The following is a 21,480-nucleotide window of genomic DNA, read 5'->3' on the forward strand; positions in this document are numbered from 1 at the left end:
ACGGGGCCTGCCCGGTCGGCCGCCAGCGGGTGGCACGGCGTCGACCAGGGTGAGGGTCCGGGTGATGTCGTTGACGTTGGCGGCGGTGGTGATCACCTTGAGCGGGTCGCGCGCTGCCCGCGGTCCTCGGCGCGCCTCACCTGGCCGGTCCGAGGTCCGGCGGGAGGGCGGCCACCACGAGGGCGACGGCTTCCTCCGGCGTCTCGGTGCGTGCGACGAGCCCGCTCTCGCTGTGCACCCCGTAGCGGCCCTCGTCGTAGGGGCAGATGAGGTACCCGACCCGAGTCTTCATCCACCCGTCGACAGTGGTGGAGAACCAGAGGTTGAAGTGGCTGTTGACCGGCATCAGTTGACGCAGGGCCGGCTGGGCGTAGGCCGCAGCCAGCAGGGCGTGGGCGCGCGGGTGCCGGTCGTCCGGTGGCATGTGGACACGGTCGAGCTTGCTGCACCACGCCAACTCGACGGCGTCGAGGGGCTCCTGCTCGTGGGCGAGGGCCCAGGGCCTGAACCGGATGAACGGGGAGTGTGCTCGGGTCTGCTCCAGCCCCGCACCGCTAATCCAGGCTGCCGTCGCCCTGATCACGTCGGCCAGGTCCGCGGTCCATCCGCAGGCCAGCCGGGTGCTCTTGGCCTGAAGGTTCACCTGGAAGGCCCGCTGCCCTTTGGGCGGGTACACCATCACGCGCCGACCGATCCCCGTGTCGACGTACTCCGCGAGGGGACCCCACTCCCGTGCCGACTCGGGCAGGGTGAGGCCGAGTTCGTCGGCGGTACGTCTCAACGCGGTCCGGAGGGCCCCGTGATCGTCCCAGTCAGCCTCGTCATGCTCCGCCCCCAGGTTCATCACCCCAGTCTGCACGGTTCGCCCCTGCCCGGTGGCCGTCTCGTCGCTCGGCTGCCCAGTGGTGACGGTGGCCGGGCCGCCGTCGTCCTACAGCAGGACGGGCAGTGACTCCAGCCCTCGGACCAGCCGCGAGTGCCGCCAGCTGAGTTGGTCGACCGGCTGGGCCAGTCGTAGGTCCGGGAAACGCTCCAGCAGCACCCGTAGGGCAATCTCGATCTCGGCCTGCGCGAGCGGTGCGCCGAGGCAGCGGTGGATGCCGTGCCCGAACGCGAGGTGGGAACGGGCCTCCCGGTCCAGGTCGAGCCGGTCCGGGTCCGGGAACCTGGCCGGATCGCGGTTGGCGGCGCCGGGGCTGACGAAGACCGGACTGCCCGCCGGTACGTCCGTCCCGCCGATCCGGACCGGCCCGGGTGCCCAGCGCCAGGTGGCGATGCTGACCGGGGAGTCGAAGCGCAGCAGCTCGTCGACGGCGGCCGCGATCCGGTGCGGGCCGGACTGCAGGAGCTCCAGTTGGCCGGGGTGCTGCAGCAGTGCCAGGACGGCGTTGCCGATCGCGGCGGTGGTCGTCTCGTGCCCGGCCACCAGGAGCAGTACCGCCAGCGAGACCAACTCCTGTTCGCTGAGCCGGTCGCCGTCGCCGTCGCGGACGGCGACCAGCGCGGACAGCAGGGCTTCGTCCGGGTCACGGCGCTTGGCCGCGACCAGCTCGGTCAGGTAGTCGGCCAGTGCGTGGGAGGCGGCGTCGATCCGCTGGTGGTCCCCGGTCGCGAACAGGTCCGTCGACCACCGGCGGATGCGCTGCCGGTCGCTCGTCGGCACTCCGAGGAGCTGACAGATCACGGTGACCGGCAGGGGTGCCGCGAAGCCCTCGACCAGGTCGACGCGCTGCCCGGGCGCCCAGCTCTCGGCCAACTGCTCGGCGAGCGCGGCGACATAGGGGCGCAGCGCGTCGACCGTGGCCGGGGTGAACGCCCGGGTGACCAGGCGGCGCAGCCGGGTGTGGTCGGGCGGGTCGCTGTTGAGCATGGTGGTGGCCAGCGCGGGGTGCAGGGAGCGTCCTGACGGGCGGTCGGCGAAGAACGCGGCGGTGTCCTTCGACAGCGCGGGGTCGGCGAGCGCGGCTCTGGCCTGGTCGAAGCCGGTGACCACGGCGGCCGGTCCGGTGCCGCCGTCGAGGGGCAGTCGGAGCACGGGCGAGCGCTTCCGCAGGGCCGCGTAGGTGGGGTACCGGTCCGCGTAGAAGGCCGGGTCGGTGAAGGGGGAAGCCATGGTGCTCCTCGGCCGCGTCGTCGAGCGCCGGGGGCCGGTGGGCGGCGGCACGGTGGACGATCTCGTTGCTGACGTACTGTTCCGCGACCAACCGTAGTGCCGAGGGGGCGACGACCGACGCGTAGGGCGAGGTGGGAACCCGTGCGCGTCAGAGCTCTCGGCGGTACTGGGCGGGGGAGACGCTCAGGGTCCGTCGGAAGGCGCGGCGCATGGCTTCGCGGGTCGGGTAGCCGCCGGCGGCCGGAATCGGAATGGGGGGAGTCGAGCGAGGCGAGCAGAAGAAATCGGTGTTCGAGGGTGACCGCGAGCCCGGCAGTAGTTGCGACAGCCTCCGGGGAGCGGCGCGGATGTCCCTGCCAGGTCCTGACCCACCGGCCCCCGCGGGTCAGGGCCGGGTCAGCAGGAGCACCACGTCCAGCGCGGCCACCGCGATGGCCGCCAGGAACGGTCCGCGTCCGCGCGGCGCCAGGACGGCGGGGAGCGTGAGCAGGGCGGTGCCCGCCAGCGCGGCCCGCCCGGCCGGCCCCACCGGTCCGGCCGGGCCCGTCACCAGGACCACGGAGGCGGCCGCCGGCAACACTGCGGCCGCCGCGCCCGACCACGCCCGGCCCAGCCGCTGCGGCAGTCCCCGCACGCCGGCCGCCAGGTCGTCGTCCAGATCGGGCAGCACGTTGGCGAAGTGCGCACCGGCGCCGAGCAGCGCGGCCCCCGCTGTCAACCACGGCGCCGGCCAGGGCGAGCCGGGCAGGCCGAGCGTGACGAAGGCGGGCAGCAGTCCGAAGGCCAGCGCGTACGGTGCCCAGGAGAGAACCGTCCGCTTCAGCCCGAGGTTGTACGCCCAGGCCGCCGCCACCCCCGCCAGATGGGCGGTGCCGGCCGCAGGGCCGCTCGCCAGCGACAGTGGCACGCAGCAGGCCAGTGCCCAGCCGGCCGCCGCCCGGACCGTACCGGCGGTCAACTCCCCGGTGGCCAAAGGCTTGTCACACCGCTGGGCGGCCGCGTCCCGGTGCCGGTCGACCAGGTCGTTGCTCCAGCCGACCGACAGCTGGCCGGCGCCCACCGCGGCACCGGCCAGAGCGCTCCCCACCGCCCCGCGACCGCCGGCGACGGCGAGGGCGGTGGCGAGCAGCGTGACCGCGGCTGCGGGCGCCGGGTGGCAGGCCCGGAGCAGAGTGCCGAGCCGGGGCGCTGTGGGCGCCGGTGCAGTCTGTGGGGTCGTCATGTCCCGATGCTAGGCCGGGACTCGCCCGATTCACGTGCTTGATCCTGGTATGTCACTACTGTGCCTATGCTGGGCCGGTGACCCGAATCGTGGCAGTGACCGGCGTGGTGCCACCGCACGGGTACCGGCAGCAGCAGGTGACGGACGCCCTCGCCACGCTGCGCCGGTCGGACGGGGACGGCCGCGCACTGCTGGACCGGGTGCACCGGTCGGCCGGAGTGACCACCCGTCACCTGGCCCTGCCACTGCCCGACTACGCGGGGTTGACCGGATTCGGGCAGGCGAACGACGCCTTCATCGCGGCTGCCCTGACCCTGGGCGAGCAGGCGGTCGGTGAGGCCCTGGCGGAGAGCGGTATGACCCCCGGGGAGATCGATCTGGTCGTCGCCACCTCGGTGACCGGTATCGCGGTCCCCTCGATCGAGGCCCGGCTGGTCGAACGGCTCGGCCTGCGGCCCGACATCGCGCGGCTGCCGATCTTCGGCCTGGGCTGCGCGGCCGGCGTCGCCGGTACCGCACGACTGCACGACTTCCTGCTCGGTCGGCCCGCCGGAGCGGCCCTGCTGCTCTCCACCGAACTGTGCTCGCTGACCCTGCAACGCGGGGATGCCTCGCCCGCCAACCTGGTGGCGAGCGCCCTGTTCGGGGACGGCGCGGGCGCGCTCCTCGCGGTCGGCGCCGAGCACCCGGCGCACCGGACCGGCCGGGGCCCCACCGTGGTCGCGAGCCGCAGCCGGCTCTACCCGGGCACCGAACGGCTGCTGGGCTGGGACATCGGCGACAGCGGGTTCCGGATCGTGCTCGGCGCCGAACTCCCCGAGCTGGTGCGGCTGCACGTCGGCGCCGAGGTGGAGACCTTCCTGGCCGAGCACGACCTCAAACCCGGCGACCTGGCCGCCTGGATCTGCCACCCCGGCGGCCCCAAGGTGCTGGACGCGATCGCCGATCGCCTCGGACTGCCGGACGCCGCGCTGGAGTTGAGCCGACGCTCACTGGCCGCGGTCGGCAACCTCTCCTCCGCCTCGGTGCTGCACATCCTGCGCGACACCCTCGCCCCGCCCCCGCCGCCGCCCGGCTCCCACGGGCTGATGCTCGCGCTCGGGCCCGGCTTCTGTTCCGAACTCACCCTTCTGCGCTGGTAGGGGCCGATGACCGCGTACACCCTCCTGATCCTGCTGGTGGCCGTCGAGCGGCTGGCCGAGCTGGTGGTGGCCCGCCGCAACGCCGCCTGGAGCCTGGCCATCGGCGGCACCGAGTACGGGCGCGGTCACTACCCGCCGATGGTGCTGCTGCACACCGGGCTGCTGGTGGGCTGTCTGCTCGAACCCGCGCTCGCCGACCGGCCGTTCCTGCCGCTGCTCGGCTGGCCGATGCTGGCCCTTGCGCTGGGTGCGCAGGCGCTGCGCTGGTGGTGCATCCACACCCTCGGCTCCCGCTGGAACACCCGGGTGATCGTGGTGCCGGGCCTGCCCCTGGTGACCGCCGGCCCGTACCGGTGGCTGAGCCACCCCAACTACCTGGCGGTGGTGGTGGAGGGCTTCGCGCTGCCGTTGGTGCAGTCCGCCTGGCTGACGGCGCTCGGCTTCAGTGCGCTCAACCTGGCCGTCCTGAAGACCCGGATCAGCTGCGAGGAGGCGGCCCTGACCGCCTGTCGGGCCGTCACCCCGTGATCGACCTGCTGGTGGCGGGCGGCGGGCCGGCCGGCCTGGCCACCGCGATCCACGCCGCCCGGGCCGGCCTGGAGGTGGTGGTCGCCGAGCCGCGCCCGACCCCGGTCGACAAGGCCTGCGGCGAGGGTCTGATGCCGGGCGCCGTCGAGGCGCTGCGCCGGATCGAGGTGGACGTCCAGGGCAGGCCGTTCCGCGGCATCCGGTACCTGGAGGCGGCCGGGAGCCGGAGCGCCGAGGCCGAGTTCCGGGCCGGTCCCGGCCTGGGCGTGCGCCGGACGGCCCTGCACACCGCCCTCGCCGACCGGGCCGCGGAGCTCGGGGTCCGGGTGCTGCCGGTCCCGATCCGTTCCTTCGAGCAGCGCAGGGACTCCGTCGTCGCCGCCGGACTGACGGCCCGTCACCTGGTGGCGGCGGACGGGCTGCATTCGGCCGCTCGCCGGGCGCTCGGCCTGCACCGCCCGCCGGCGCCCGGCCGAGCGGCCCGGTACGGCCTGCGCCGGCACTACGCGCTGGCGCCGTGGACCGACCTGGTGGAGGTGTACTGGTCGGCCAGTTCCGAGGCGTACGTCACCCCGCTGGGACCTGAGCTGGTGGGGGTGGCACTGCTGACCGGTGACCGGGCGCCGTTCGACCGGCAGTTGGCGGACTTCCCACTGCTGGCCGCCCGGCTGGCCGGGGCGCGGCCGTGCACTCCGGTGCGCGGTGCCGGTCCGCTGCGGCAGCGGGCAGCGGCCCGCAGCGACGGCCGGGTCCTGCTGGTGGGCGACGCGGCCGGCTACCTGGACGCGCTCACCGGCGAGGGGGTGTCGGTCGCGCTGGCCTCGGCGGAGGCCGTGGTGCGCTGCCTGGCCGCCGGCCGGCCGCAGGAGTACGAACGAGCCTGGCGGCGGGCCTCGCGCGGCTACCGGATGCTCACCGGCGCCCTGTTGTGGGCCAGGGAGCAGCCGGCGCTGGCCGCCGGGATCGTGCCGGCCGCAGCCCGGCTGCCGGCCGTGTTCCGGGCCGGGGTCAACCTGTTGGCCTGAGCCCTCTCACGTGCGACCGGTGTCCTGGCGGTCGGGGCTCGCCTGCGCCGGTGGACACGGCCGGACCGGCCAGAGTGGTGAAGTGCAGAGAGGGCCTCTCACCCCGTTGTCTCGTCCGGTTGGACTGGGGCGATGGTGGTTCATGTGCCACACCACATCGGGGTGGATTCGCCCGTGGGTCGGCTGATCATCGCGATGTGCATCGTGGCTTCGGTGCGGTGTGCAGGACCGCAGGTGTTCACTCGTTCGGGTCGGCGTGGATCGTGGCGCGGGGGTGCCGGGGGATGGTCGACTCGAGGGCGGGCCGCGCCAGGTGGCCCCGGTCGTCGGAGGAGTGGCTGTGTTCCGTCGTGCGTCGAGCCTTGCGCTGGCCGTGGCCGTCGGCGGTGCCGTGCTGCTCGCCGGGGGCGCAACAGCAATGGCCGCAGGCGGGACGGTCAGCTGTGACGTCGCCGCCATGGGCGCCCGGGCCGCGCAGTTGCGGGCGCAGGGGCGGTACGCCGAGGCGCAGGCCGTCGAGCAGCGGATCAGGGCCTGCGAGGACGCGGAGAACGGGAACAGCGGACCGCTCTGGCGGTGAAGCGGTGAAGCGGTGACCCTCACGGTGGCCGGTCCCCGGCGGGTGGCGCGGGGACCGGTACCGGGGGCGGGTCAGCCGGCTGCGGCGAGGGTGGCGGTGGCCATGGACTGTTCCCCGGCGGCGTTGGGGTGGAACGGGGCCGCGCCGCTGGCGAAGAGGGGTTCAAGCCAGCGGGTGCCGGTGGGCTTGCAGGCGTCGTGGCCGACGGACGGGGTGTAGGTGTCGACGTAGCGGGCGCCGTGGCCGGCAGCCTGGGCGGCGATCACGGCGTTGAGGTGCTTCTCGGTGTCGCGCAGCCAGGGGGCGTCGCCCTTGGCGATCGAGACGGTGGAGAAGCAGTTGGTGCCGTTGTCGGGCAGGATCGCGGGGTAGCCGGTGACCAGGACGGTGGCCCCGGGCGAGCGCTGCCGGATGCCGTCGAGGGTGGCGGCGATCCTGGCGGCCGTCGCGTCGATCTTCGCGGCGAGCTGGTCGACCCCCGATTTGGTGTAACTGGACTTGCAGGGTGCGCCGTTGGGGGAGAACAGGCCGAGGGTGGCGCAGCGCACGATGATGTCGGCGAAGCCGATGTCGTTGCCGCCGATGGTGAGGGTGACCAGGTCGGTGTCGGCGGTCAGGGCGTCGAACTGTGGTCCGCCCGAGCCGGTCTGGGTGGTGGTCATGTGCGCGGTGGTGGCGCCGCCGCAGGTGACGTCGGCCCGGGCGGTGGGCGCCAGGGCCGCGCTCACCAGTGACGGGTAGTTGCGGCTGGAGCGGGTGCAGGCGGTGTCGATCTGGTCGGGCACGCCGGCGCCGGAGGCGTACGAGTCGCCGAGCGCGACGTAGCGGGCGTACGAGGTCCGGGCGGCGGCGGGGCTCGCGGTGGCGGTCACGGTGCCGGCGAGTGCGGCGGTCAGCGCGAGGGCGGTGAGGGTGGCGCGGGCGCGGGTGGTTCCGGTCGACGGCATGGGGGTGCCTCCGGGTGGGGTGGGTGGGGGAGGAGCACCCGCCGGGCGGGCGTGGGGGCGCCGACGGGAGGCGCTGTCGCCCTCCGCCGTTGTTACCAGGCGGTGCTACCGTGCGGTAAGGATGTGCGGCGAGTGATGAGCTGTCAATAACTCCGACAGCGAAGGGAGTTGGTGCCACCGCCCGGCGGGGGCCGGGCGGCGGCATCCGGGTCGGGTCAGCCGCGGTAGTGGTTGCGGTGTTCCTGCAGGAAGGCGTCGAGGGTGCGCGGCGGTCGGCCGAGGAGGTCGCCGACGGTGGGGGTCGGGGTGTCGGGGCGGGCGATGGCGAGTTGCTCGATCTCCGTGACGTGTTCGGCGAGCCAGCCGGGCATCCGGACCCGGTGGACGAGGTGGTCGCGCAGCTCGTCCGGGGTGAGGTGGACGTAGCGGATCTCACGGCCGGTCAGGACGGACAGTCGGGCGGCGAGTTCGGGGTGGGAGACGGCTTCGGGGCCCGTCAAGGTGTAGGTGCGGCCGGCGAGTTCGGGCCGGGTGAGAACGGCGGCGGCGATGTCGCCGATGTCGCGGGAGTCGACGTAGGTGCAGGAGGCGTCGCCCATGGTCCCGAGGACGACGCCCTGGGCGACGCCGGGGGCGAGCCGCAGCAGGTTCTGCATGAACGCGTACGGACGCAGGACGGTGTGGGTGAGCCCGGTGGCCCGGAGGTGTTCCTCGATGGCGTGGTGTCCTCGGGAGATCGCCACCGGGGAGTCGGGTTCGGCGGCGGGGGCCGAGACCTTGACGAGGTGTCCGATGCCCGCGTCGGCGGCGATGTCGATGACGCGGGTCTCGAGTTCCACCTGGGCGGGGCTGTTGGCCATGGCGAGGAAGAGCCGGCTCGCGCCCTTGAAGGCGGTGCGCAGCGAGTCGGGGTCGGTGGCGTCCGCGTACTGGACCTCGACCGGAAAGCGGTGCGCGCCGGTGAGGCCGGGCAGCGGCCGTTCCGGGGTGCGGGTCAGTGCGCGGACGGGCTCGCCGAGGGCGAGCAGGCTGTGGAGCAGGGCGTTTCCGGTGGTTCCGGTCGCTCCCATGACAACGATCATCGGGTTTCCTCGTCTCCTGGTGGGTGCTACGGCTGGTGGGTGGCGGTGGCGGTGCTCCGCCAGCGCAGGCTGACGATGGTGGTGGCGAGGGCCGCCGACACCGGCAGGTCGATGCGCAGGCGGTCCAGCCAGGCCGCGCCTGGTATCGCGGTGTGGGAGGGCAGCCACTGGGCGGAGAACCAGCCCAGCAGTCCGGCCGCGCCGACGGCGGCGACGAGCAGGACGGCGGTCAGGACGATGCGCGGGACGGCTACGGTCCACCGGCGCGGCCGGCCGCCGCGGTGCAGCCAGGCGCCGATCAGGAGCGCCACCACGGCGGAGGTGCCGGCGATCGAGGTGACGGCCGCCACGGCGAGGTCGGGCTGTCCGGTGAGGATTCCGGCGGTGCCGGCCATCAGTGCGGGGGCGGCGTAGGCGGTCAGTACTTCGCGCCAGAGGACGAACCGCCGGGGTGGCCGGGTGGCGGCCCGGCGTCGGCCGACGGTTTCCTTCGTTGCGGTCATGCGGGCCTCTTTCTCGTGCGGGCGAGATAATTAGCTGGCTAACTACTGCGTCGTAAAAAAGGCCCTGCCCAGCGGGCGGGGCCGGGCGGGCCGGGGTCGGATCAGTCGGCGGTCAGGGCGGCGCTGCCCTGGACGACGCGGGCGAGCAGGTCGAGGAACACGGTGCGCTCCCGGGTGCTGAGCCCACCCACCATCGACTCCAGGCGCCCGAAGTGCTCGGGTGCCATGTCGCGCAGGCGCTGCGCACCGCGCGCGGTCAGGATGGCCACCGTGCCCCGCCCGTCCTCGGTGGACGGCCGCCGGGCGATCAGTCCCTCGCGTTCGAGGCTGTCCAGCAGGCCGGTGATGGTGGCGCGGGAGACGTCGAGGTCGACCGCAAGGCTCGAAGGGGACTTCTCCCCGCCGTGCGCCTCGAGGACCGCGAGCAGGCGGTAGCGTCCGGTCGAGAGGCCGAACCTGGCGAAGTGCGCCTCGGCCGCCCTGCCGACCCGCGCGCCGGCCGAGATCAGCCGCACCGCGACCAGCACCGCCTGCGGATCGACGGTCAGGCCGTAGTGCTCGACCTGTTGCCGGGCCTGCTCCAGTGTGGGCGTCTCGCCGTCGTCCCCGCTCCTCGTCATGTAGATAATATGGCGCCTAACTACCTCGGCTGTCAAGGCGCCGGGGTGAGCGGTCCCGGAAATCCGTGGCCGGGGCCTGGCCCCCTCGCGTAAGGTGCAGAGTTTACTTACATCTCTTACCAGGGAGAAGGGGCGGGCGGCGATGCCGGACACCGGGATCAATGAGCTCGTGCGGAGGTGGATCGAGGGCTGGGTCGTCTCCCGGGGCGGCTCGGACCCGATCGACCAGCCGTGGGGGTGGACGATCGACGTCGGGCAGCCCCGGCACGTCGCCCGGCACGTGCTGCCGGAGCCCTCCGAGGCCGAGGTGCGCAAGATCGTCGCTGCGACGAGCGCACCCTGGACGTGGTTGAAGCTGTTCGCCGAGGACGAGGCGGTGCTGCCCTGGGTCGGGCCGGGCTGGCGGCGCGACCTTCCCGGCTTCCTGATGACCTGCCGGCTGGCCCCGGAGCATCCCGAGGTACCGGTCGGCTACACGCTCACCAGCTGGACCCGGGGCGGCGTCAGCCGCGTGCTGGTCCGAACGCGGGCCGGGCACTTCGCCGCCCGTGGGCAGACCGCCCGGGTGGGCGACCATGCCGTGGTCGACCAGGTCGAGACCGCCCCCGAGCGCCGGCGCAAGGGCCTCGGCGGACTGGTGATGCGCACGTTGCAGGGCACCGCGTACGAGGCCGGTGCGCGGACCGGCCTGCTGGTCGGCACGCCCGAGGGCCGGGCGCTCTACACCGCGCTGGGCTGGACCGTGCGCTCCCCGATGGCGAGCCTCTGGTACGAGCCGTCGGACGCCGCCCGCTGAGCCGGACAGCTTGACAGGCGGTCAGTCGGCGAGGCGCATGGTGGTGATGCGGTCGGTGACCTCGGTGAGGGTGAGGGCGGCGGCGGTGCTGTCGTCCTCGAGGGGGACGCTCCAGTGTTCCTGGAGGGTGAGGAAGAGCTCGGCGACGGCCAGCGAGTCGAGGTCGAGGTCGGTGAGGGTGGCGTCGGGGCGGATCTCGGGTGCGGGGACTTCGAACTTCTCGGTCAGCAGGAGGGTGAGGTGTTCGTAGACGGCGTTCACGGGGCTACCTCCGAGGTGAGCGGGCGTGCGGGGCGGGATCACGGGGTGCTGCCCAGGTCGGGCAGTGACAGGACGGTGGCCGTCGGGAGCACCTGACGGGCACTGCGGCCGAGCGCGCTGCCGGTGCCGGCCTCCAGCAGCACTGCCGGACGGTTGCCGGAGGCCAGCCGCAGCGCCTTCGGCAGGCGTACCGGACGGGTCAGGCACTCTCCCAGCAACTCCGGTACGGCGGAGGGGTGTTGGTAGGTGCGCAGGTGGGCGGCCGAGTACACCGGCAGGTTCGGCGGGTGGCACGGGAGGTCGCGGACGAAGGCCGCCAGGGTGGCGGCGGCCGGAATCAGGGCGGGGTGGTGGGCGTAGAACGGGACCTGGACGCGGACGGCGGGGAGGCCGTGGGCGGTGGCCAGCTTGGCCACCCGTTCCAGGGCGGGGACGGGGCCGGCCAGGATGCACTCGGTGCGGGAGTTGACGCAGGCGATCGCCACGTCGGGCTCGTCCAGGAACTCCCGTACGGCGGCCTCGCCCGCCCCGATCCAGGTCAGGCCGCCGTCGCGGGGGAGCAGCCGGCCCACCTCGGCCGCGATCCGGGCCCCGTCGGTCAGCTCGAAGACCCCGGCGGCGGTCAGCGCGCCGACCTCGCCGAAGCTCACCCCGAGCAGCCGGTCCGGTGCCCGGCCGCTCGCGGCGGCCGCGCGGTGGACGGTCAGACAGGCGCCGAACAGGGCCAGCTGATGGGCACCGGGCGGGCCGTCGACCGACTCGCGGCCGTCGGGTGGCTCGGTGCCGAGTGCTATCGGGCCGATGGCCGGCAGGCCGGCCTCGGCGGCGGCCCGGTCGACGGCGGCGAACACCTCGGCGGCGAGGTCGCGGGCGGTGGAGCGGGTGGCGAGCCAGTCGCGCAGCACGCGGAGCTCGAAGTCGCCCTGGCCGGGAAAGAGATGGAGGGTACGCATCTGGGCTCCAGGGGCCGATGGGGTACCACTCGATTAACCGACACCCCGGGAGGCGCGCACAACCACTCTCCGTCCCAGTTCTGTTGAACGTGCCCGGGGTGTTGCAGGCGCGGGGGTGCCCGGTCAGCCCCGTTGGACACGGCGGGCCGCACGTTCCGGTGTCCGGCGGCGGTGGCCGGAGCAGTGCACCGGGGATGACAGAATCGAACCCATGAGCAACGCCTACTTCGACATCACCATTGATGGCGCGCCTGCGGGCCGCATCGTCTTCAACCTCTTCGACGAGGTCGTCCCGAAGACCGCCCAGAACTTCCGTGAGCTGGCCACCGGCCAGAACGGCTTCGGCTACGCCGGCTCCGGCTTCCACCGCGTGATCCCGGAGTTCATGCTGCAGGGCGGTGACTTCACCAACCACAACGGCACGGGTGGCAAGAGCATCTACGGCGAGAAGTTCGCCGACGAGAACTTCGACCTGAAGCACGACCGCCCGTACCTGCTGTCGATGGCGAACGCCGGCCGCAACACCAACGGCTCGCAGTTCTTCATCACCACCGTCGTCACCTCGTGGCTCGACGGCAAGCACGTCGTCTTCGGCGAGGTCGTCGAGGGCCAGGAGATCGTCGACAAGATCGAGTCCCTCGGCTCGCAGTCGGGTGCCACCAAGGCCAAGATCGAGATCGCCGCGTCCGGCGTCGTCGAGGCCTGACCGGAACCCCCGCAGCAACGCACCTGCGACCGGCCCCGGGCAACGCCCGGGGCCGGTCGCGTTGGTCCGTCCCCGGTCAGCCGTCGAGCCGCGTCGGGTCGGTGGACCAGGAGGTCAGGATGCGCAGCGCGTCGTGGTCCGGACCGCCGGCGGGCGCCGTGTAGGTGACGAGGGTCTGGTCGGGGGCGGCGCCCAGCCGCATGGCCTGCCAGTCGAGCGCGATCGCGCCGACCACCGGGTGCCGGAGGTGTTTGCGGCCGCTGCCCGCGGCCCGTACGGCGTGGCCGCCCCACCAGCGCCGGAAGTCGTCGTCCCGGAGCGAGAGCTCCCCGACGAGCTCGGCCAGCCGGGCGTCGCCGGTGGCGTGGACGGCGTCCATCCGCAGGCTGGCCACGGCCTCGGCGGCGACGGCCGGCCAGTCGGTGTAGAGCGCGCGCATCCGTGGTTCGAGGAACAGCAGCCGGACCAGGTTGCGGTGCCCGGGCCGCAGGGCGGCGAAGTCGACGAACAGCGCGGCCGCGGCGCTGTTCCAGGCGAGGATGTCGGTGCGGCGGCCGAGAACCAGGGCCGGGGTGTGGGTGAGCGCGTCCAGCAGGTCCTGCACGGGACCGGCGACCCGGGCGGCGGCGGGGGAGCGGCGGGCGGGGCGGCTCCGGGCCAGCGTGCGCGCGTACGTGTGCTCGTCGGCGGTGAGCCGCAGGGCACGGGCGAGGCCCGCCAGGACGTTCTCGGAGGTCGCGGTCACCCGGCCCTGTTCGAGCCGGGTGTAGTGGTCGACGCTCAGGGCGGCCAGCTGGGCGACCTCCTCCCGGCGCAGGCCCTTGACGCGTCGGGGATTGCCGATCGGCGGCAGGCCCACCTCTTCGGGTGTGATCGCCGCCCGCCTGGCCTTCAGGAAGTCTCCGAGTTCGCTCATCCGGGCCAGTCTGGCACCGGTCGCACGGCGCGTTCCTGGGGCGGTCGACCCCAGGAACGCGGTACCCGGCTACCCGAGGGCCCTGGTTGCGCCCGCCCCGGGCCGGGAGGCTGGTGGACGTCCACCCCACCACTGCACCGGAGGTTCCCCATGACCGTGCTCACGCTCGAATCCGCCGCCCGCATCGCCGCTGCCGGACGGCACGCTGCCGCCGGGATCGGGACGGCGATGAACATCGCGGTGGTCGACGCGGGTGGCCACCTGCTGCACTTCTGCCGGATGGACGACGCGTGGCTCGGGTCGATCGACCTGGCACTGAAGAAGGCCAAGACCTCCGTCCTGTTCCGGATGCCCACCTCGGTGCTCGGCGCGGTCTCCCAGCCGGGCGGGCCGGCGTACGGCATCGAGTGGAGCAACGGCGGGCTGGTCTCGTTCGGCGGCGGACTCCCGATCACCGACGCGGCGGGCCGGGTGCTGGGTGCCGTCGGCGTCTCCGGTGGTACGGGCGACCAGGACGTCCAGGTGGCGCAGGCGGGTCTGGCAGCCCTCTGAACGGACGGACGGCCCGTCGGGCGCCGGCCGGCTCAGGCCGTCAGGCGGGCGTGCAGCGCCCCGTCGGTGCGGCCGAGCCGACGGGCGGCCAGCCAGGCGGCGGCGCCGGCCGTGTTGCCGGTGTGGGAGAGCGGTGCGTCGGGCCAGCGGGCGGTGATCCGGGCGCGGACCTCGGCGCTGAGCGGGGAGCCGGGCGAGAGCACGCCGCCGGCCAGCACCACGGGGAGGGCCGAATCCGCCGGGCGGACGGTGGTGAGCGAGTCGAGCAGGTGGTCGGCCGCCCGCTCGACCAGCCGCCGGGCCGCCGGGTCGCCTGCCGCGGCGGCGGCCAGGACGAGCGGGGCGAGCCTGGCCAGCCGGACGGGGGCGTCGGTGTGGACGGCGGAGATCACGGCGGCGCGGGCCCCGGGCCCGGCCGGGAGCGGCCCGGCGAGGGCGGCGACCACCCGGGCGGCGAGGCCGTCGAGTTCGCCCCGGTCGTTGGCGGCGAGGGCGGCCGCGACCGCCGCCCGGCCGAGCCAGAAGCCGGAACCCCGGTCGCCGAGCAGCCAGCCGTGGCCGTCGGCGACCCGGACGGGTTCGAAGTCCCGGCACTGGGCCGCGGCCGCCCCGGTGCCGCTGAGCAGCACCGACCCGGCCGGGCCCGCCGTGCCTGCGGCGTAAGCGAGTTCAAGGTCGCTGACCAAATGCGGAGTGGTCAGGAGCCCGGCGGCGGGCCAGACCTGATCGAGCGTCGGGCCCACGATCCGACCGCCCGCCAGGCCGATCACCCCGGCGGTGACCCTGGCCGGATCGACCCCGGTCAGGGCGGTGCGCAGGGCGGCCAGGACGTGCCGGGCGGCGGTCGCCCCACCGTGCGAGACCGGATTGCCGCCCGCACCGGTGGCCGTGGCGAGCACCCGGCCGTCCAGATCGGCGAGCAGCACCCGGCTGGTGGTGCCGCCGACGTCCAGGCCGAGCACGAGCGGCCCGCCGGTCATGCGGTACGGCGGATCCGGCCGGCGTACCGGGCCTCCAGCACCCGATTGTGCTCGTCGCCGCCGGGGATGTTGGCCGACAGGTAGACCGGCGGGACGCCGCCGGCGGCCTCGATCCGTGCGATCACCTCGGCGACGATCTGCTGGGCGAGCAGCGCGGCGGTGATCGAGGAGATGCCGCAGGCCAGACCACCGCTCTTCATCGGCAGCACGGCGTCGCCGAACGGCGCCCCGTTGTCCAGCGCGACGTCGGCCAGGTCGCGCAGCCGCAGGCCGGACGGGTGCTTGGGCTGGACCCGGGCGGTGTGCTCGGCCGAGGTGATGACGATCACCGGGTGGCCGTTCTCCTTGGCCAGCCGGGCGAGTTCGACCACGCAGCCGTTCACCCCGGAGTTGGAGGCGAGTACGAAGACGTCGGCCGGGTGCGGTGCCGCGAGTTCGAACAGCAGGGCGGCGGAGTCGGTGCCGCGCTCCAACTCGGGCCCCTTCAGCACGTCCAGGGGCCGGCCGCCGTACAGCACCACGTCGCGCAGGGCGATCCGGTTGCTGGGGACCAGCCCGCCGGCCCGGCCCGCGAGCTCCATCGCGAGCGCCTCCGAGTGTCCGGTGCCGAAGGCCTGCACGACTCCGTCGGCCGCCAGTGCCGAGGCGATCAACTCGGCGGCCCTGGCCACCCCTTCGGCCTGTTCCTGGCCGACCCGGTCGATCGCTGCGTGGACCGCGGCCGTGTACTCCGCCGCTGACGGTGTGGGCACCTGGACCTCCTCGTTGGGCTCGCTGTGCTGCCCCACTATTGGGCTGCGCCCGGCCACTGTCAACGAGTGGTCTGGACCGGATGCGGAACGGTGCCCGGAGGCCCCGCCGACCGGCCCGTGGGGATTCCGTGGCTCGACGCGGCAGGCCCGGGGCAGGGTCTGTCCGTGGACCTGTCACACTGATCGACATGACCCCCGACCGCCGCAGCCTCGGGCTGCCCGCATTCTCCGAACCCGCCACCGACTCGCCCGTCCCGGCCGCGAGCACCGGTCGGCACCTGCCGCCCGTCGAGCAGGGTGCCGACTTCCGGCAGCCGCCCGGCGAGGAGGTCGACGAGCCGCGTCCGGCCCGTCGGCCGCTCGCCGTGGGCGGGCTGACGTTCTCCGACCCGGGCTCCGGTACCGCGATCTGACGCCAGGCCCGCCGCCGGACACCGACGGCCCGTCAGCACGGCGGCTGTACGCGCCGGCCCGGGCTCGGCCGGTTTCCGGCGGCGGGCTGTGACATGATCGCGCCCCCATCGCGTTGGAAGGACATGAAGGACACGACGGAGCACGACCCGGCACCCGAAGGGCCGGCGAACTTCCTGGAGTTCGCCGCCGGGCGCGGGCCGCACCTGGTGCGGACGGCCTTCCTGCTGACCGGCGGCGACGCCCATCTCGCGGAGGACCTGGCGCAGGAGACCCTGGGCCGGATGTTCGCCCGGTGGCGCACGGTGTCACGGATGGAGAACCCGGTCGGCTACGCGCAGACGACCCTGGTCAACACCTTCCTGACCCACAAGCGGCGCCGGAGCAGCGGTGAGCACGTCACCGACACCTTCTCCGAGACGCCGGTCAGCGAAGGGGACCCGGCGCTGCGGCTGACGCTGCTGCACGCGCTGGCCCAACTCCCGCCCCAGGACCGGGCGGTGCTGGTGCTCCGGTTCTGGGAGGACCGCAGCGTGGAGGAGACGGCCGCGATCCTCAGGCAGCGGTCGGGCGCGATCCGCACCCGCAGCGGACGGGCGCTGGAGCGCCTGCGCAGCGTGCTCGGCACCGAACTCGCAGAACTGGCCGTCAAGTGAGGACTCAGCCGCCCGGACCCCAGCCCGAGGAGAGCCACGCCATGTCGCACGAGGACGATCTCGCCAAGGCCCTGCGCGGAGCGGCCGCCCTGGCCCCGCAGCCGTCGCCGCCCGCCTTCGCCGCCGGCGCCGCCGCCCGGGGCCGGGCGATCCGCCGTCGCCGCCGCGCCGCCGCACTGGCCGGGGCGGCAGCCCTGGCCCTGTGCACGGTGACCGCCGTCGCGGTGCTGCCGGGCGCCGGCGGGGGCACCACCGTCGCCTCCGAGGACCCGTCGATCTCCGCCGCCTTCATGGAGCAGACCGTACGGGCGCTGCTGCCGCCCGGCCAGGTCGCCGAGGTGCGCGCCTCCGGTGTGACGAAGGCCAAGCCCTTCGGGGAGATCGCGCAGATCGCCCTCACCCTCGACGACGGCAAGGGGCCCACCCAGCTCGGTCTGACCACCGAACGGGTGGCGCTGCCGGTCGACGCGGACACCCCGGGCACCGAGTGCATGGCAGGCATTCAGCACGGCACCTGCGAGCGTACGGTCCGCCCCGACGGGACGATCCTGGTGGTGGAGCAGGACAGCTGGGTACAGGCCCCGGTCCGCCGGCAGTGGGTGGTGACCGCCACCACGACGGACGGCCGGCGGATCCGCCTGGAGGCATCGCTCGCCGCCGGCGAGCGGACCGACTCCGCGGTCGGCGTGCCGCAGATGATCGGGATCGTCACCAGCAGCACCTGGGACCCGGTGTTCGGCGCGGTGACCACCCCGAGGTACCCCAAGGAGGCGTTCTCCGGCCTGCCGGCGGCCCGGATCGCCGCGACCGCCACCGCCCTGCTGCCGCCGGGTGTCACGGCCAAGGCTCCCGACGGCCGGTTCGCCAACGGCCAGACCGTGCTGACGCTGACCGGGCAGGACCGTCAGGTGGTGCTCAACCTCGGTGCGCAGCCCAAGGCGATGATCACCCGGGAGGCGTTCGAGGCGGGGGCCGACCCGAGCACCCTGATCCGCACCGCCGACGGGACCTCGGTGGTCCGCCGCGAGTCGCGGGCGGACTCGGACGAGAGCGGCCCGGTGCTCTCCTGGTCGGCCGAGGCGCTGCACCCGGACGGCACGCGGGTGAGTGTCGGCCAGACCGCGCCGGGTGTCTGGCCGGACGTTCCGCCGCTGTCCGGGCGGGAGGTGCTGACGATGGACCAGCTGGTGGCCATCGCGGCCTCGCCGACCTGGCGGGGGTGAACACCCCTGCTCCGGCCGGGAGATGTCGTCACCCGATCCGTCACCCGATCCGTCACCCGATCCGTCACCCGAGGTGTCGCCGGGCCCGCAGGTACTCGCGGCCGAGCAGCCGCAGCGCGGCGGGCTTGGCCGGGCTCGCGGGCCCGCGCAGCAGCGCACTGCCTGCGGCGCGGGCGGCGGCGCTGGTGAGCCGGTCCACCCCGACCAGGCAGCGCACCATCGGCCGGTGGGCGGCCGGCACCAGGTCGACGACCGCCGCTCCCTCGGCCAGGGTGCGGTCCACCAGGTCGAGTTGGTCGGCCAGTAGGTTCAGCACGGGCGGCACGGCGCGCGCGTGCTCCAGGTCGGCGCGGGTGACGCCGTGCTGCTCCAGGGTCTGTGCAGGGATGGTCAGCCGACCGTCCGTCAGGTCCTCGGCCAGGTCGTTGACGAAGTCCAGCCGCTGGCTCGCGTCGATGAACGTCCGGCAGGCCGCCCGAAAGGCCGCCTGGTCGCCGTCCGGGCCGAGCAGGGTGGCGACCACCAGGAAGGCCGGCAGCGAGTACCCGTCCACGTAGCGCTGGTAGTCCTCCTCGGTGGCGAACCCGGTGAAGTCGAGATCCGTGGCCGCTGCGCCGAGGTAGTCGGCCACGCGGTCGCGGAGCACCGGGTGCGCGCCGACGGTGTGCAGCAGGGGGCGGATCTCCGGATCGTCCGAGCGGCCGGTGGCGAGAGCCTCGGAGACCTCGTGGGCCCAACGGGCGGACGCCTCCCTGCGGTTGGCCGGCGGGCCGCTGTCCAGCAGGGTGTCGGTGCGGTGCATGAACGCGGCGGCGGCGATCACGTGCGGCACCGTCGTTCCGGGCAGCAGCAGTCCGGTGGCCAGCGCCACCTCCCGCTTGTACGCGGCGACCTGCCGCCGCTGCCGGCCGTAGTCGGCCCGCAGCCCGGGGTCGTGCACCCCGGCCGCGTCCAACGCCCGTTCCCACCTGCCCACTCGGCCCACCGATCCTCTCGTTCCCGGCGCCGAGCCTAGCCGGTGGCTGCCGGGCGGTCCGTCCGGGTGTTCCGGGAACCGAAACGATTTCTTCCGGTTCCCGGCTCAAGGTCCGTGTGCCAACGGACGATGCATCACATGGCCGTCGTGTGCGGGGCTGTCCCTGCCCCGGGGCGGTCTTCCGTGAACGGAGTCACCCATGCGATTGTCCGCGCGTTGCGCGTCCGCCGCCCTTCTGCTGATGATTCCCCTGTGCACCGCGCAAGGCGCCGCAGCGGGAGGGGACGGCCGAGCGGGCCGTCCAAGCCCCGCTGCACAGGATGGCGACGGCGGTGCCGGGCCAGTACATCGTCACGCTGGACCAGGGCCTGGACCCGGACCGGGTGGCGGCCGAGGTCGAGGGTGTCGAGCCGCTGCACACCTACCGCCACGTCCTCAACGGCTTCTCCGCCCGGCTGGACGCCGCCCAGCTGGCGCAGGTCCGGGCGCTGCCCGGCGTGGCCGCCGTCGAGGAGAACGGCGTCGTCAGCGCTCCGGCGGCCGTCACGACGCCCGCCTCCGCGACCCGCGAGACGGCCACGAGTTGGGGTCTTGACCGCATCGACCAGCAGCAGCTGCCGCCGGACAAGTCCTTCACCGTCAACGGCACCGGGGAGGGCGTCACCGCCTACCTGATCGGCACCGGCATCGAGTACGCCCACGACGAGTTCGAAGGCCGCGCCAGCTAGGGCACCGACACCGTCGGCGACGGGAAGGAAGGCGCGGACTGCCAGGGCCAGGGCACCGCCGTCGCCGCCATCGTCGGCGGCAAGACCTACGGCATCGCCCGCAAGGTGAACCTGGTCAGCGTCCGGGTCCTGGGCTGCGACGGCACGGGCACCTCCGCGCAGCTCATCGCGGGCCTGGAGTGGGTGGCCACCAACGCCAAGAAGCCCGCCATCGCCAACCTCTCCCTCAGCGGGGCGAAGGACGATGCGCTCAACGCTGCCGCCAACGCGCTCTCCAAGGCGGGTGTCCTGCCCGTCGTGGCCGACGGCAACAGCTCGGTGGACGCCTGTTCCACCTCCCCCGCCAACGCCGGCCGGGTCGTCACCGTCGGCGCCACCAACCGCAGGGACGAGGAGACCGACTTCAGCAACTACGGCACGTGCGTCTCGCTCTGTGCACCGGGCGCGGCCGTCACCTCCGCGAAGCTCGGCGGTGGCAGCGCGACCGTGAGCGGCTCCTCCTACAGTGCGCCGCACGTCGTCGGCACAGTCGCCCTCTACCTCGCCACGCACACCGACGCCGACCCCGAGAGCCTCGCGCTGTGGCTCGCGACCGAGTCCACCAAGGACGTTCTGACCGTCAGCAAGACCAGCCCCGACGAGCTGCTGTACACCGCCGGCCTCTGAGCCTGGCCCACCCCGCTCGGGCATCGGCCCGGCCGCACTCGGTGTGCGGTCGGGCCGATGCCGCTCCGGCGTGAACGGGCCGCGGCGAGGCCGCCGGCCGGGTCAGCCGTTCGTGCTGATGGTCCGTCGGATCCAGTCCGCGTAGGCAGGCACGCTGCTGTAGAGTCCCGGGCCGTCCGAACAGGCCAGGCCCGGGGCGCCAGGGCCTGAGGTGACGCCCACCAGCTCCCAGCGGCCGCCCCGGCCGTACTGGAGCTGGGGGCCGCCGGAGTCGCCGAAGCAGGCCATCGCGTGCGGCACCCGGCTGATCGTGCAGAGCCGGGTCGGAGCGGCCCAGCCCGGTGCGCACTCGGTGCCGGCGCCGCGTCGGGAGTCCAGCTCCTGGAGCCGGGCCGCGAACCGCGCGTCGCCCAGGTCGGTGATGTCGACGGTGGTGCCGAAGCCCAGCAGGCGGGTCGGGGTGCCGGGCCGCCCCGGTCGGTCCGCGAGCCGGATCGGCTGCTGGGTGACCGGACGGTCCAGCCGGACCAGCGCGACGTCGTCCCGGTTGGCAGCTGCGCCCGCGCCGTTCAGGTAGCCCGGGTGCACCACCGTCCGCTCGATGGACCGGACGGTGCCGCCGGACTGCCGCGCCCTGCTCCCGATCCGGACGGTGCCGTCCAGTACGGCCGCCGGCTCCGCCACGCAGTGAGCTGCCGTCAGCACCCACTGCGGATCGACCAGCGACGCCCCGCAGACCCCGTCGTCCAGCACGCCCGGGACGGTCATCGGGATCGAGGCCATGAACGGGTAACGCCCGGTGGAATCCGACCCGTTGACGATCGCGCCGGCGCTGCCGGTCAGCACCGTGGCGCCGACGGCCGCAGTGAGGGTGAGGACGGCGGTGGCTCGGGCCGCCCGGCGGGGCATCAACTTCATTCTGAACAAGGGGTGTTCCTTCCAACGGAGAACCGGACGGGTCCAGCCTGCTCGTCCCGGGTCCGCCGGACCATCCGGCCAACTGCCCGAAGCGGGGTGGAGCTGGCCCCGCCCATAGGGTGTCGCCCGCTACACCTTCCGCCCCACGCCCATTCTGGGCACCCGTCCGACGATGTACCCGTACCTCGACGCCGCCAGGCCGTGAATCGGTGCGTCCTGGTCGC

At 74.0% G+C, this 21,480-nt stretch carries 26 protein-coding genes; 12 read left to right on the forward strand and 14 right to left on the reverse strand.

Annotated elements, in window-relative coordinates; all coding sequences use genetic code 11:
- Positions 1 to 136: 136 nt before the first annotated feature.
- The 3 genes from ACIRPK_RS16910 to ACIRPK_RS16920 form a co-directional block, all read right to left on the reverse strand.
- Positions 137 to 781 carry a DUF6193 family natural product biosynthesis protein gene (locus ACIRPK_RS16910; RefSeq protein ID WP_403039040.1) on the reverse strand — a complete coding sequence of 215 codons (645 nt, stop codon included), beginning with the start codon at positions 779 to 781 and terminating at the stop codon, positions 137 to 139.
- A gap of 150 nt (positions 782 to 931) precedes the next feature.
- Positions 932 to 2,113, reverse strand: a complete 1,182-nt coding sequence (locus tag ACIRPK_RS16915; RefSeq protein WP_403039043.1) for a cytochrome P450 — start codon at positions 2,111 to 2,113, stop codon at positions 932 to 934.
- A gap of 385 nt (positions 2,114 to 2,498) precedes the next feature.
- Entirely contained in the window at positions 2,499 to 3,335 is an 837-nt protein-coding gene (locus tag ACIRPK_RS16920) for a UbiA family prenyltransferase (RefSeq protein WP_403039046.1), read from the reverse strand.
- A gap of 77 nt (positions 3,336 to 3,412) precedes the next feature.
- Here ACIRPK_RS16920 and ACIRPK_RS16925 point away from each other — a divergent pair, with 77 nt between their 5' ends.
- The 4 genes from ACIRPK_RS16925 to ACIRPK_RS16940 all read left to right on the forward strand — a co-directional run bounded on the left by ACIRPK_RS16925 (position 3,413) and on the right by ACIRPK_RS16940 (position 6,610).
- Complete coding sequence (locus tag ACIRPK_RS16925) at positions 3,413 to 4,477, forward strand: type III polyketide synthase (protein WP_403039049.1); 1,065 nt, start codon at positions 3,413 to 3,415, stop codon at positions 4,475 to 4,477.
- Between the two features lie 6 nt (positions 4,478 to 4,483).
- Positions 4,484 to 5,005, forward strand: coding sequence for an isoprenylcysteine carboxyl methyltransferase family protein (locus ACIRPK_RS16930; protein WP_403039052.1), 522 nt, complete (start codon positions 4,484 to 4,486; stop codon positions 5,003 to 5,005).
- The gene (locus ACIRPK_RS16935) at positions 5,002 to 6,030 is read left to right on the forward strand and encodes an NAD(P)/FAD-dependent oxidoreductase (protein ID WP_403039055.1); all 1,029 of its coding nucleotides are present in this window, start codon (positions 5,002 to 5,004) and stop codon (positions 6,028 to 6,030) included. Before ACIRPK_RS16930 ends, ACIRPK_RS16935 begins: the two co-directional genes overlap by 4 nt.
- Before the next feature lie 340 nt (positions 6,031 to 6,370).
- On the forward strand, positions 6,371 to 6,610 hold the full coding sequence (locus tag ACIRPK_RS16940; protein WP_403039058.1) for a hypothetical protein: 240 nt from the start codon (positions 6,371 to 6,373) through the stop codon (positions 6,608 to 6,610).
- Between the two features lie 71 nt (positions 6,611 to 6,681).
- On the opposite strand, the gene ACIRPK_RS16945 is transcribed toward ACIRPK_RS16940, so the two are convergent.
- From ACIRPK_RS16945 to ACIRPK_RS16960, 4 genes are all read right to left on the reverse strand, one after another.
- Positions 6,682 to 7,557, reverse strand: coding sequence for an SGNH/GDSL hydrolase family protein (locus ACIRPK_RS16945; protein ID WP_403039061.1), 876 nt, complete (start codon positions 7,555 to 7,557; stop codon positions 6,682 to 6,684).
- A 215-nt stretch (positions 7,558 to 7,772) separates the two neighbouring features.
- Entirely contained in the window at positions 7,773 to 8,627 is an 855-nt protein-coding gene (locus ACIRPK_RS16950; protein WP_403039064.1) for an SDR family oxidoreductase, read from the reverse strand.
- 38 nt (positions 8,628 to 8,665) lie between these two features.
- Complete coding sequence (locus ACIRPK_RS16955) at positions 8,666 to 9,142, reverse strand: hypothetical protein (protein WP_403039067.1); 477 nt, start codon at positions 9,140 to 9,142, stop codon at positions 8,666 to 8,668.
- 101 nt (positions 9,143 to 9,243) lie between these two features.
- Positions 9,244 to 9,762: a MarR family winged helix-turn-helix transcriptional regulator gene (locus tag ACIRPK_RS16960; protein ID WP_403039070.1), complete on the reverse strand. Its 519-nt coding sequence runs from the start codon at positions 9,760 to 9,762 to the stop codon at positions 9,244 to 9,246.
- Positions 9,763 to 9,931: 169 nt separating this feature from the next.
- Here ACIRPK_RS16960 and ACIRPK_RS16965 point away from each other — a divergent pair, with 169 nt between their 5' ends.
- On the forward strand, positions 9,932 to 10,558 hold the full coding sequence (locus ACIRPK_RS16965) for a GNAT family N-acetyltransferase (protein ID WP_403039073.1): 627 nt from the start codon (positions 9,932 to 9,934) through the stop codon (positions 10,556 to 10,558).
- A gap of 21 nt (positions 10,559 to 10,579) precedes the next feature.
- Here ACIRPK_RS16965 and ACIRPK_RS16970 read toward each other — a convergent pair whose 3' ends face one another.
- Positions 10,580 to 10,819, reverse strand: a complete 240-nt coding sequence (locus tag ACIRPK_RS16970) for an acyl carrier protein (RefSeq protein ID WP_403039076.1) — start codon at positions 10,817 to 10,819, stop codon at positions 10,580 to 10,582.
- A gap of 38 nt (positions 10,820 to 10,857) precedes the next feature.
- Positions 10,858 to 11,772 carry an ACP S-malonyltransferase gene (locus ACIRPK_RS16975; RefSeq protein ID WP_403039079.1) on the reverse strand — a complete coding sequence of 305 codons (915 nt, stop codon included), beginning with the start codon at positions 11,770 to 11,772 and terminating at the stop codon, positions 10,858 to 10,860.
- Positions 11,773 to 11,983: 211 nt separating this feature from the next.
- Here ACIRPK_RS16975 and ACIRPK_RS16980 point away from each other — a divergent pair, with 211 nt between their 5' ends.
- Positions 11,984 to 12,478: a peptidylprolyl isomerase gene (locus tag ACIRPK_RS16980; RefSeq protein ID WP_403039082.1), complete on the forward strand. Its 495-nt coding sequence runs from the start codon at positions 11,984 to 11,986 to the stop codon at positions 12,476 to 12,478.
- A 76-nt stretch (positions 12,479 to 12,554) separates the two neighbouring features.
- On the opposite strand, the gene ACIRPK_RS16985 is transcribed toward ACIRPK_RS16980, so the two are convergent.
- Positions 12,555 to 13,394 (reverse strand): helix-turn-helix domain-containing protein, encoded by an 840-nt coding sequence (locus ACIRPK_RS16985; protein ID WP_403039084.1) that lies wholly within the window; start codon positions 13,392 to 13,394, stop codon positions 12,555 to 12,557.
- A gap of 150 nt (positions 13,395 to 13,544) precedes the next feature.
- On the opposite strand from ACIRPK_RS16985, the gene ACIRPK_RS16990 reads away from it, so the two are divergent.
- Entirely contained in the window at positions 13,545 to 13,946 is a 402-nt protein-coding gene (locus tag ACIRPK_RS16990; RefSeq protein ID WP_403039086.1) for a heme-binding protein, read from the forward strand.
- A gap of 32 nt (positions 13,947 to 13,978) precedes the next feature.
- Here the strand turns inward: ACIRPK_RS16990 and ACIRPK_RS16995 are convergent, their stop codons facing one another.
- Together ACIRPK_RS16995 and ACIRPK_RS17000 are read right to left on the reverse strand one after the other, a co-directional pair.
- On the reverse strand, positions 13,979 to 14,926 hold the full coding sequence (locus ACIRPK_RS16995; RefSeq protein ID WP_403039089.1) for an N-acetylglucosamine kinase: 948 nt from the start codon (positions 14,924 to 14,926) through the stop codon (positions 13,979 to 13,981).
- On the reverse strand, positions 14,923 to 15,678 hold the full coding sequence (locus ACIRPK_RS17000; protein WP_403039091.1) for a sugar isomerase domain-containing protein: 756 nt from the start codon (positions 15,676 to 15,678) through the stop codon (positions 14,923 to 14,925). Before ACIRPK_RS17000 ends, ACIRPK_RS16995 begins: the two co-directional genes overlap by 4 nt.
- 188 nt (positions 15,679 to 15,866) lie before the next feature.
- Between ACIRPK_RS17000 and ACIRPK_RS17005 the strand changes: the two genes are divergently transcribed.
- From ACIRPK_RS17005 to ACIRPK_RS17015, 3 genes are all read left to right on the forward strand, one after another.
- Positions 15,867 to 16,091, forward strand: a complete 225-nt coding sequence (locus ACIRPK_RS17005; protein ID WP_403039094.1) for a hypothetical protein — start codon at positions 15,867 to 15,869, stop codon at positions 16,089 to 16,091.
- A 123-nt stretch (positions 16,092 to 16,214) separates the two neighbouring features.
- Complete coding sequence (locus ACIRPK_RS17010) at positions 16,215 to 16,745, forward strand: SigE family RNA polymerase sigma factor (RefSeq protein ID WP_403039097.1); 531 nt, start codon at positions 16,215 to 16,217, stop codon at positions 16,743 to 16,745.
- Positions 16,746 to 16,786: 41 nt separating this feature from the next.
- Positions 16,787 to 17,968 carry a hypothetical protein gene (locus ACIRPK_RS17015; protein WP_403039100.1) on the forward strand — a complete coding sequence of 394 codons (1,182 nt, stop codon included), beginning with the start codon at positions 16,787 to 16,789 and terminating at the stop codon, positions 17,966 to 17,968.
- A 64-nt stretch (positions 17,969 to 18,032) separates the two neighbouring features.
- On the opposite strand, the gene ACIRPK_RS17020 is transcribed toward ACIRPK_RS17015, so the two are convergent.
- The gene (locus ACIRPK_RS17020) at positions 18,033 to 18,944 is read right to left on the reverse strand and encodes a phytoene/squalene synthase family protein (protein WP_403039102.1); all 912 of its coding nucleotides are present in this window, start codon (positions 18,942 to 18,944) and stop codon (positions 18,033 to 18,035) included.
- Positions 18,945 to 19,264: 320 nt separating this feature from the next.
- Between ACIRPK_RS17020 and ACIRPK_RS17025 the strand changes: the two genes are divergently transcribed.
- The gene (locus ACIRPK_RS17025) at positions 19,265 to 19,672 is read left to right on the forward strand and encodes a S8 family serine peptidase (RefSeq protein ID WP_403039105.1); all 408 of its coding nucleotides are present in this window, start codon (positions 19,265 to 19,267) and stop codon (positions 19,670 to 19,672) included.
- Positions 19,673 to 19,741: 69 nt separating this feature from the next.
- Positions 19,742 to 20,338: a S8 family serine peptidase gene (locus tag ACIRPK_RS17030; RefSeq protein WP_403039188.1), complete on the forward strand. Its 597-nt coding sequence runs from the start codon at positions 19,742 to 19,744 to the stop codon at positions 20,336 to 20,338.
- 102 nt (positions 20,339 to 20,440) lie between these two features.
- Here ACIRPK_RS17030 and ACIRPK_RS17035 read toward each other — a convergent pair whose 3' ends face one another.
- Complete coding sequence (locus ACIRPK_RS17035) at positions 20,441 to 21,256, reverse strand: S1 family peptidase (RefSeq protein ID WP_403039191.1); 816 nt, start codon at positions 21,254 to 21,256, stop codon at positions 20,441 to 20,443.
- Positions 21,257 to 21,480 lie beyond the last annotated feature (224 nt).

Origin of the sequence: Kitasatospora sp. NPDC101801 (assembly GCF_044766665.1) — a bacterium.
Taxonomy (GTDB): Bacteria; Actinomycetota; Actinomycetes; order Streptomycetales; family Streptomycetaceae; genus Kitasatospora.

What these genes read in the sequence shown, in the direction of transcription:
- ACIRPK_RS16915 (WP_403039043.1), bottom strand. Translation starts at nt 2,113, where the DNA reads ATGGCTTCCCCCTTCACCGACCCGGCCTTCTACGCGGACCGGTACCCC.
- ACIRPK_RS16920 (WP_403039046.1), bottom strand. Translation starts at nt 3,335, where the DNA reads ATGACGACCCCACAGACTGCACCGGCGCCCACAGCGCCCCGGCTCGGC.
- ACIRPK_RS16930 (WP_403039052.1), top strand. Translation starts at nt 4,484, where the DNA reads ATGACCGCGTACACCCTCCTGATCCTGCTGGTGGCCGTCGAGCGGCTG.
- ACIRPK_RS16945 (WP_403039061.1), bottom strand. Translation starts at nt 7,557, where the DNA reads ATGCCGTCGACCGGAACCACCCGCGCCCGCGCCACCCTCACCGCCCTC.
- ACIRPK_RS16950 (WP_403039064.1), bottom strand. Translation starts at nt 8,627, where the DNA reads ATGGGAGCGACCGGAACCACCGGAAACGCCCTGCTCCACAGCCTGCTC.
- ACIRPK_RS16955 (WP_403039067.1), bottom strand. Translation starts at nt 9,142, where the DNA reads ATGACCGCAACGAAGGAAACCGTCGGCCGACGCCGGGCCGCCACCCGG.
- ACIRPK_RS16960 (WP_403039070.1), bottom strand. Translation starts at nt 9,762, where the DNA reads ATGACGAGGAGCGGGGACGACGGCGAGACGCCCACACTGGAGCAGGCC.
- ACIRPK_RS16975 (WP_403039079.1), bottom strand. Translation starts at nt 11,772, where the DNA reads ATGCGTACCCTCCATCTCTTTCCCGGCCAGGGCGACTTCGAGCTCCGC.
- ACIRPK_RS16980 (WP_403039082.1), top strand. Translation starts at nt 11,984, where the DNA reads ATGAGCAACGCCTACTTCGACATCACCATTGATGGCGCGCCTGCGGGC.
- ACIRPK_RS16985 (WP_403039084.1), bottom strand. Translation starts at nt 13,394, where the DNA reads ATGAGCGAACTCGGAGACTTCCTGAAGGCCAGGCGGGCGGCGATCACA.
- ACIRPK_RS16990 (WP_403039086.1), top strand. Translation starts at nt 13,545, where the DNA reads ATGACCGTGCTCACGCTCGAATCCGCCGCCCGCATCGCCGCTGCCGGA.
- ACIRPK_RS16995 (WP_403039089.1), bottom strand. Translation starts at nt 14,926, where the DNA reads ATGACCGGCGGGCCGCTCGTGCTCGGCCTGGACGTCGGCGGCACCACC.
- ACIRPK_RS17005 (WP_403039094.1), top strand. Translation starts at nt 15,867, where the DNA reads ATGACCCCCGACCGCCGCAGCCTCGGGCTGCCCGCATTCTCCGAACCC.
- ACIRPK_RS17010 (WP_403039097.1), top strand. Translation starts at nt 16,215, where the DNA reads ATGAAGGACACGACGGAGCACGACCCGGCACCCGAAGGGCCGGCGAAC.
- ACIRPK_RS17015 (WP_403039100.1), top strand. Translation starts at nt 16,787, where the DNA reads ATGTCGCACGAGGACGATCTCGCCAAGGCCCTGCGCGGAGCGGCCGCC.
- ACIRPK_RS17025 (WP_403039105.1), top strand. Translation starts at nt 19,265, where the DNA reads ATGGCGACGGCGGTGCCGGGCCAGTACATCGTCACGCTGGACCAGGGC.
- ACIRPK_RS17035 (WP_403039191.1), bottom strand. Translation starts at nt 21,256, where the DNA reads ATGAAGTTGATGCCCCGCCGGGCGGCCCGAGCCACCGCCGTCCTCACC.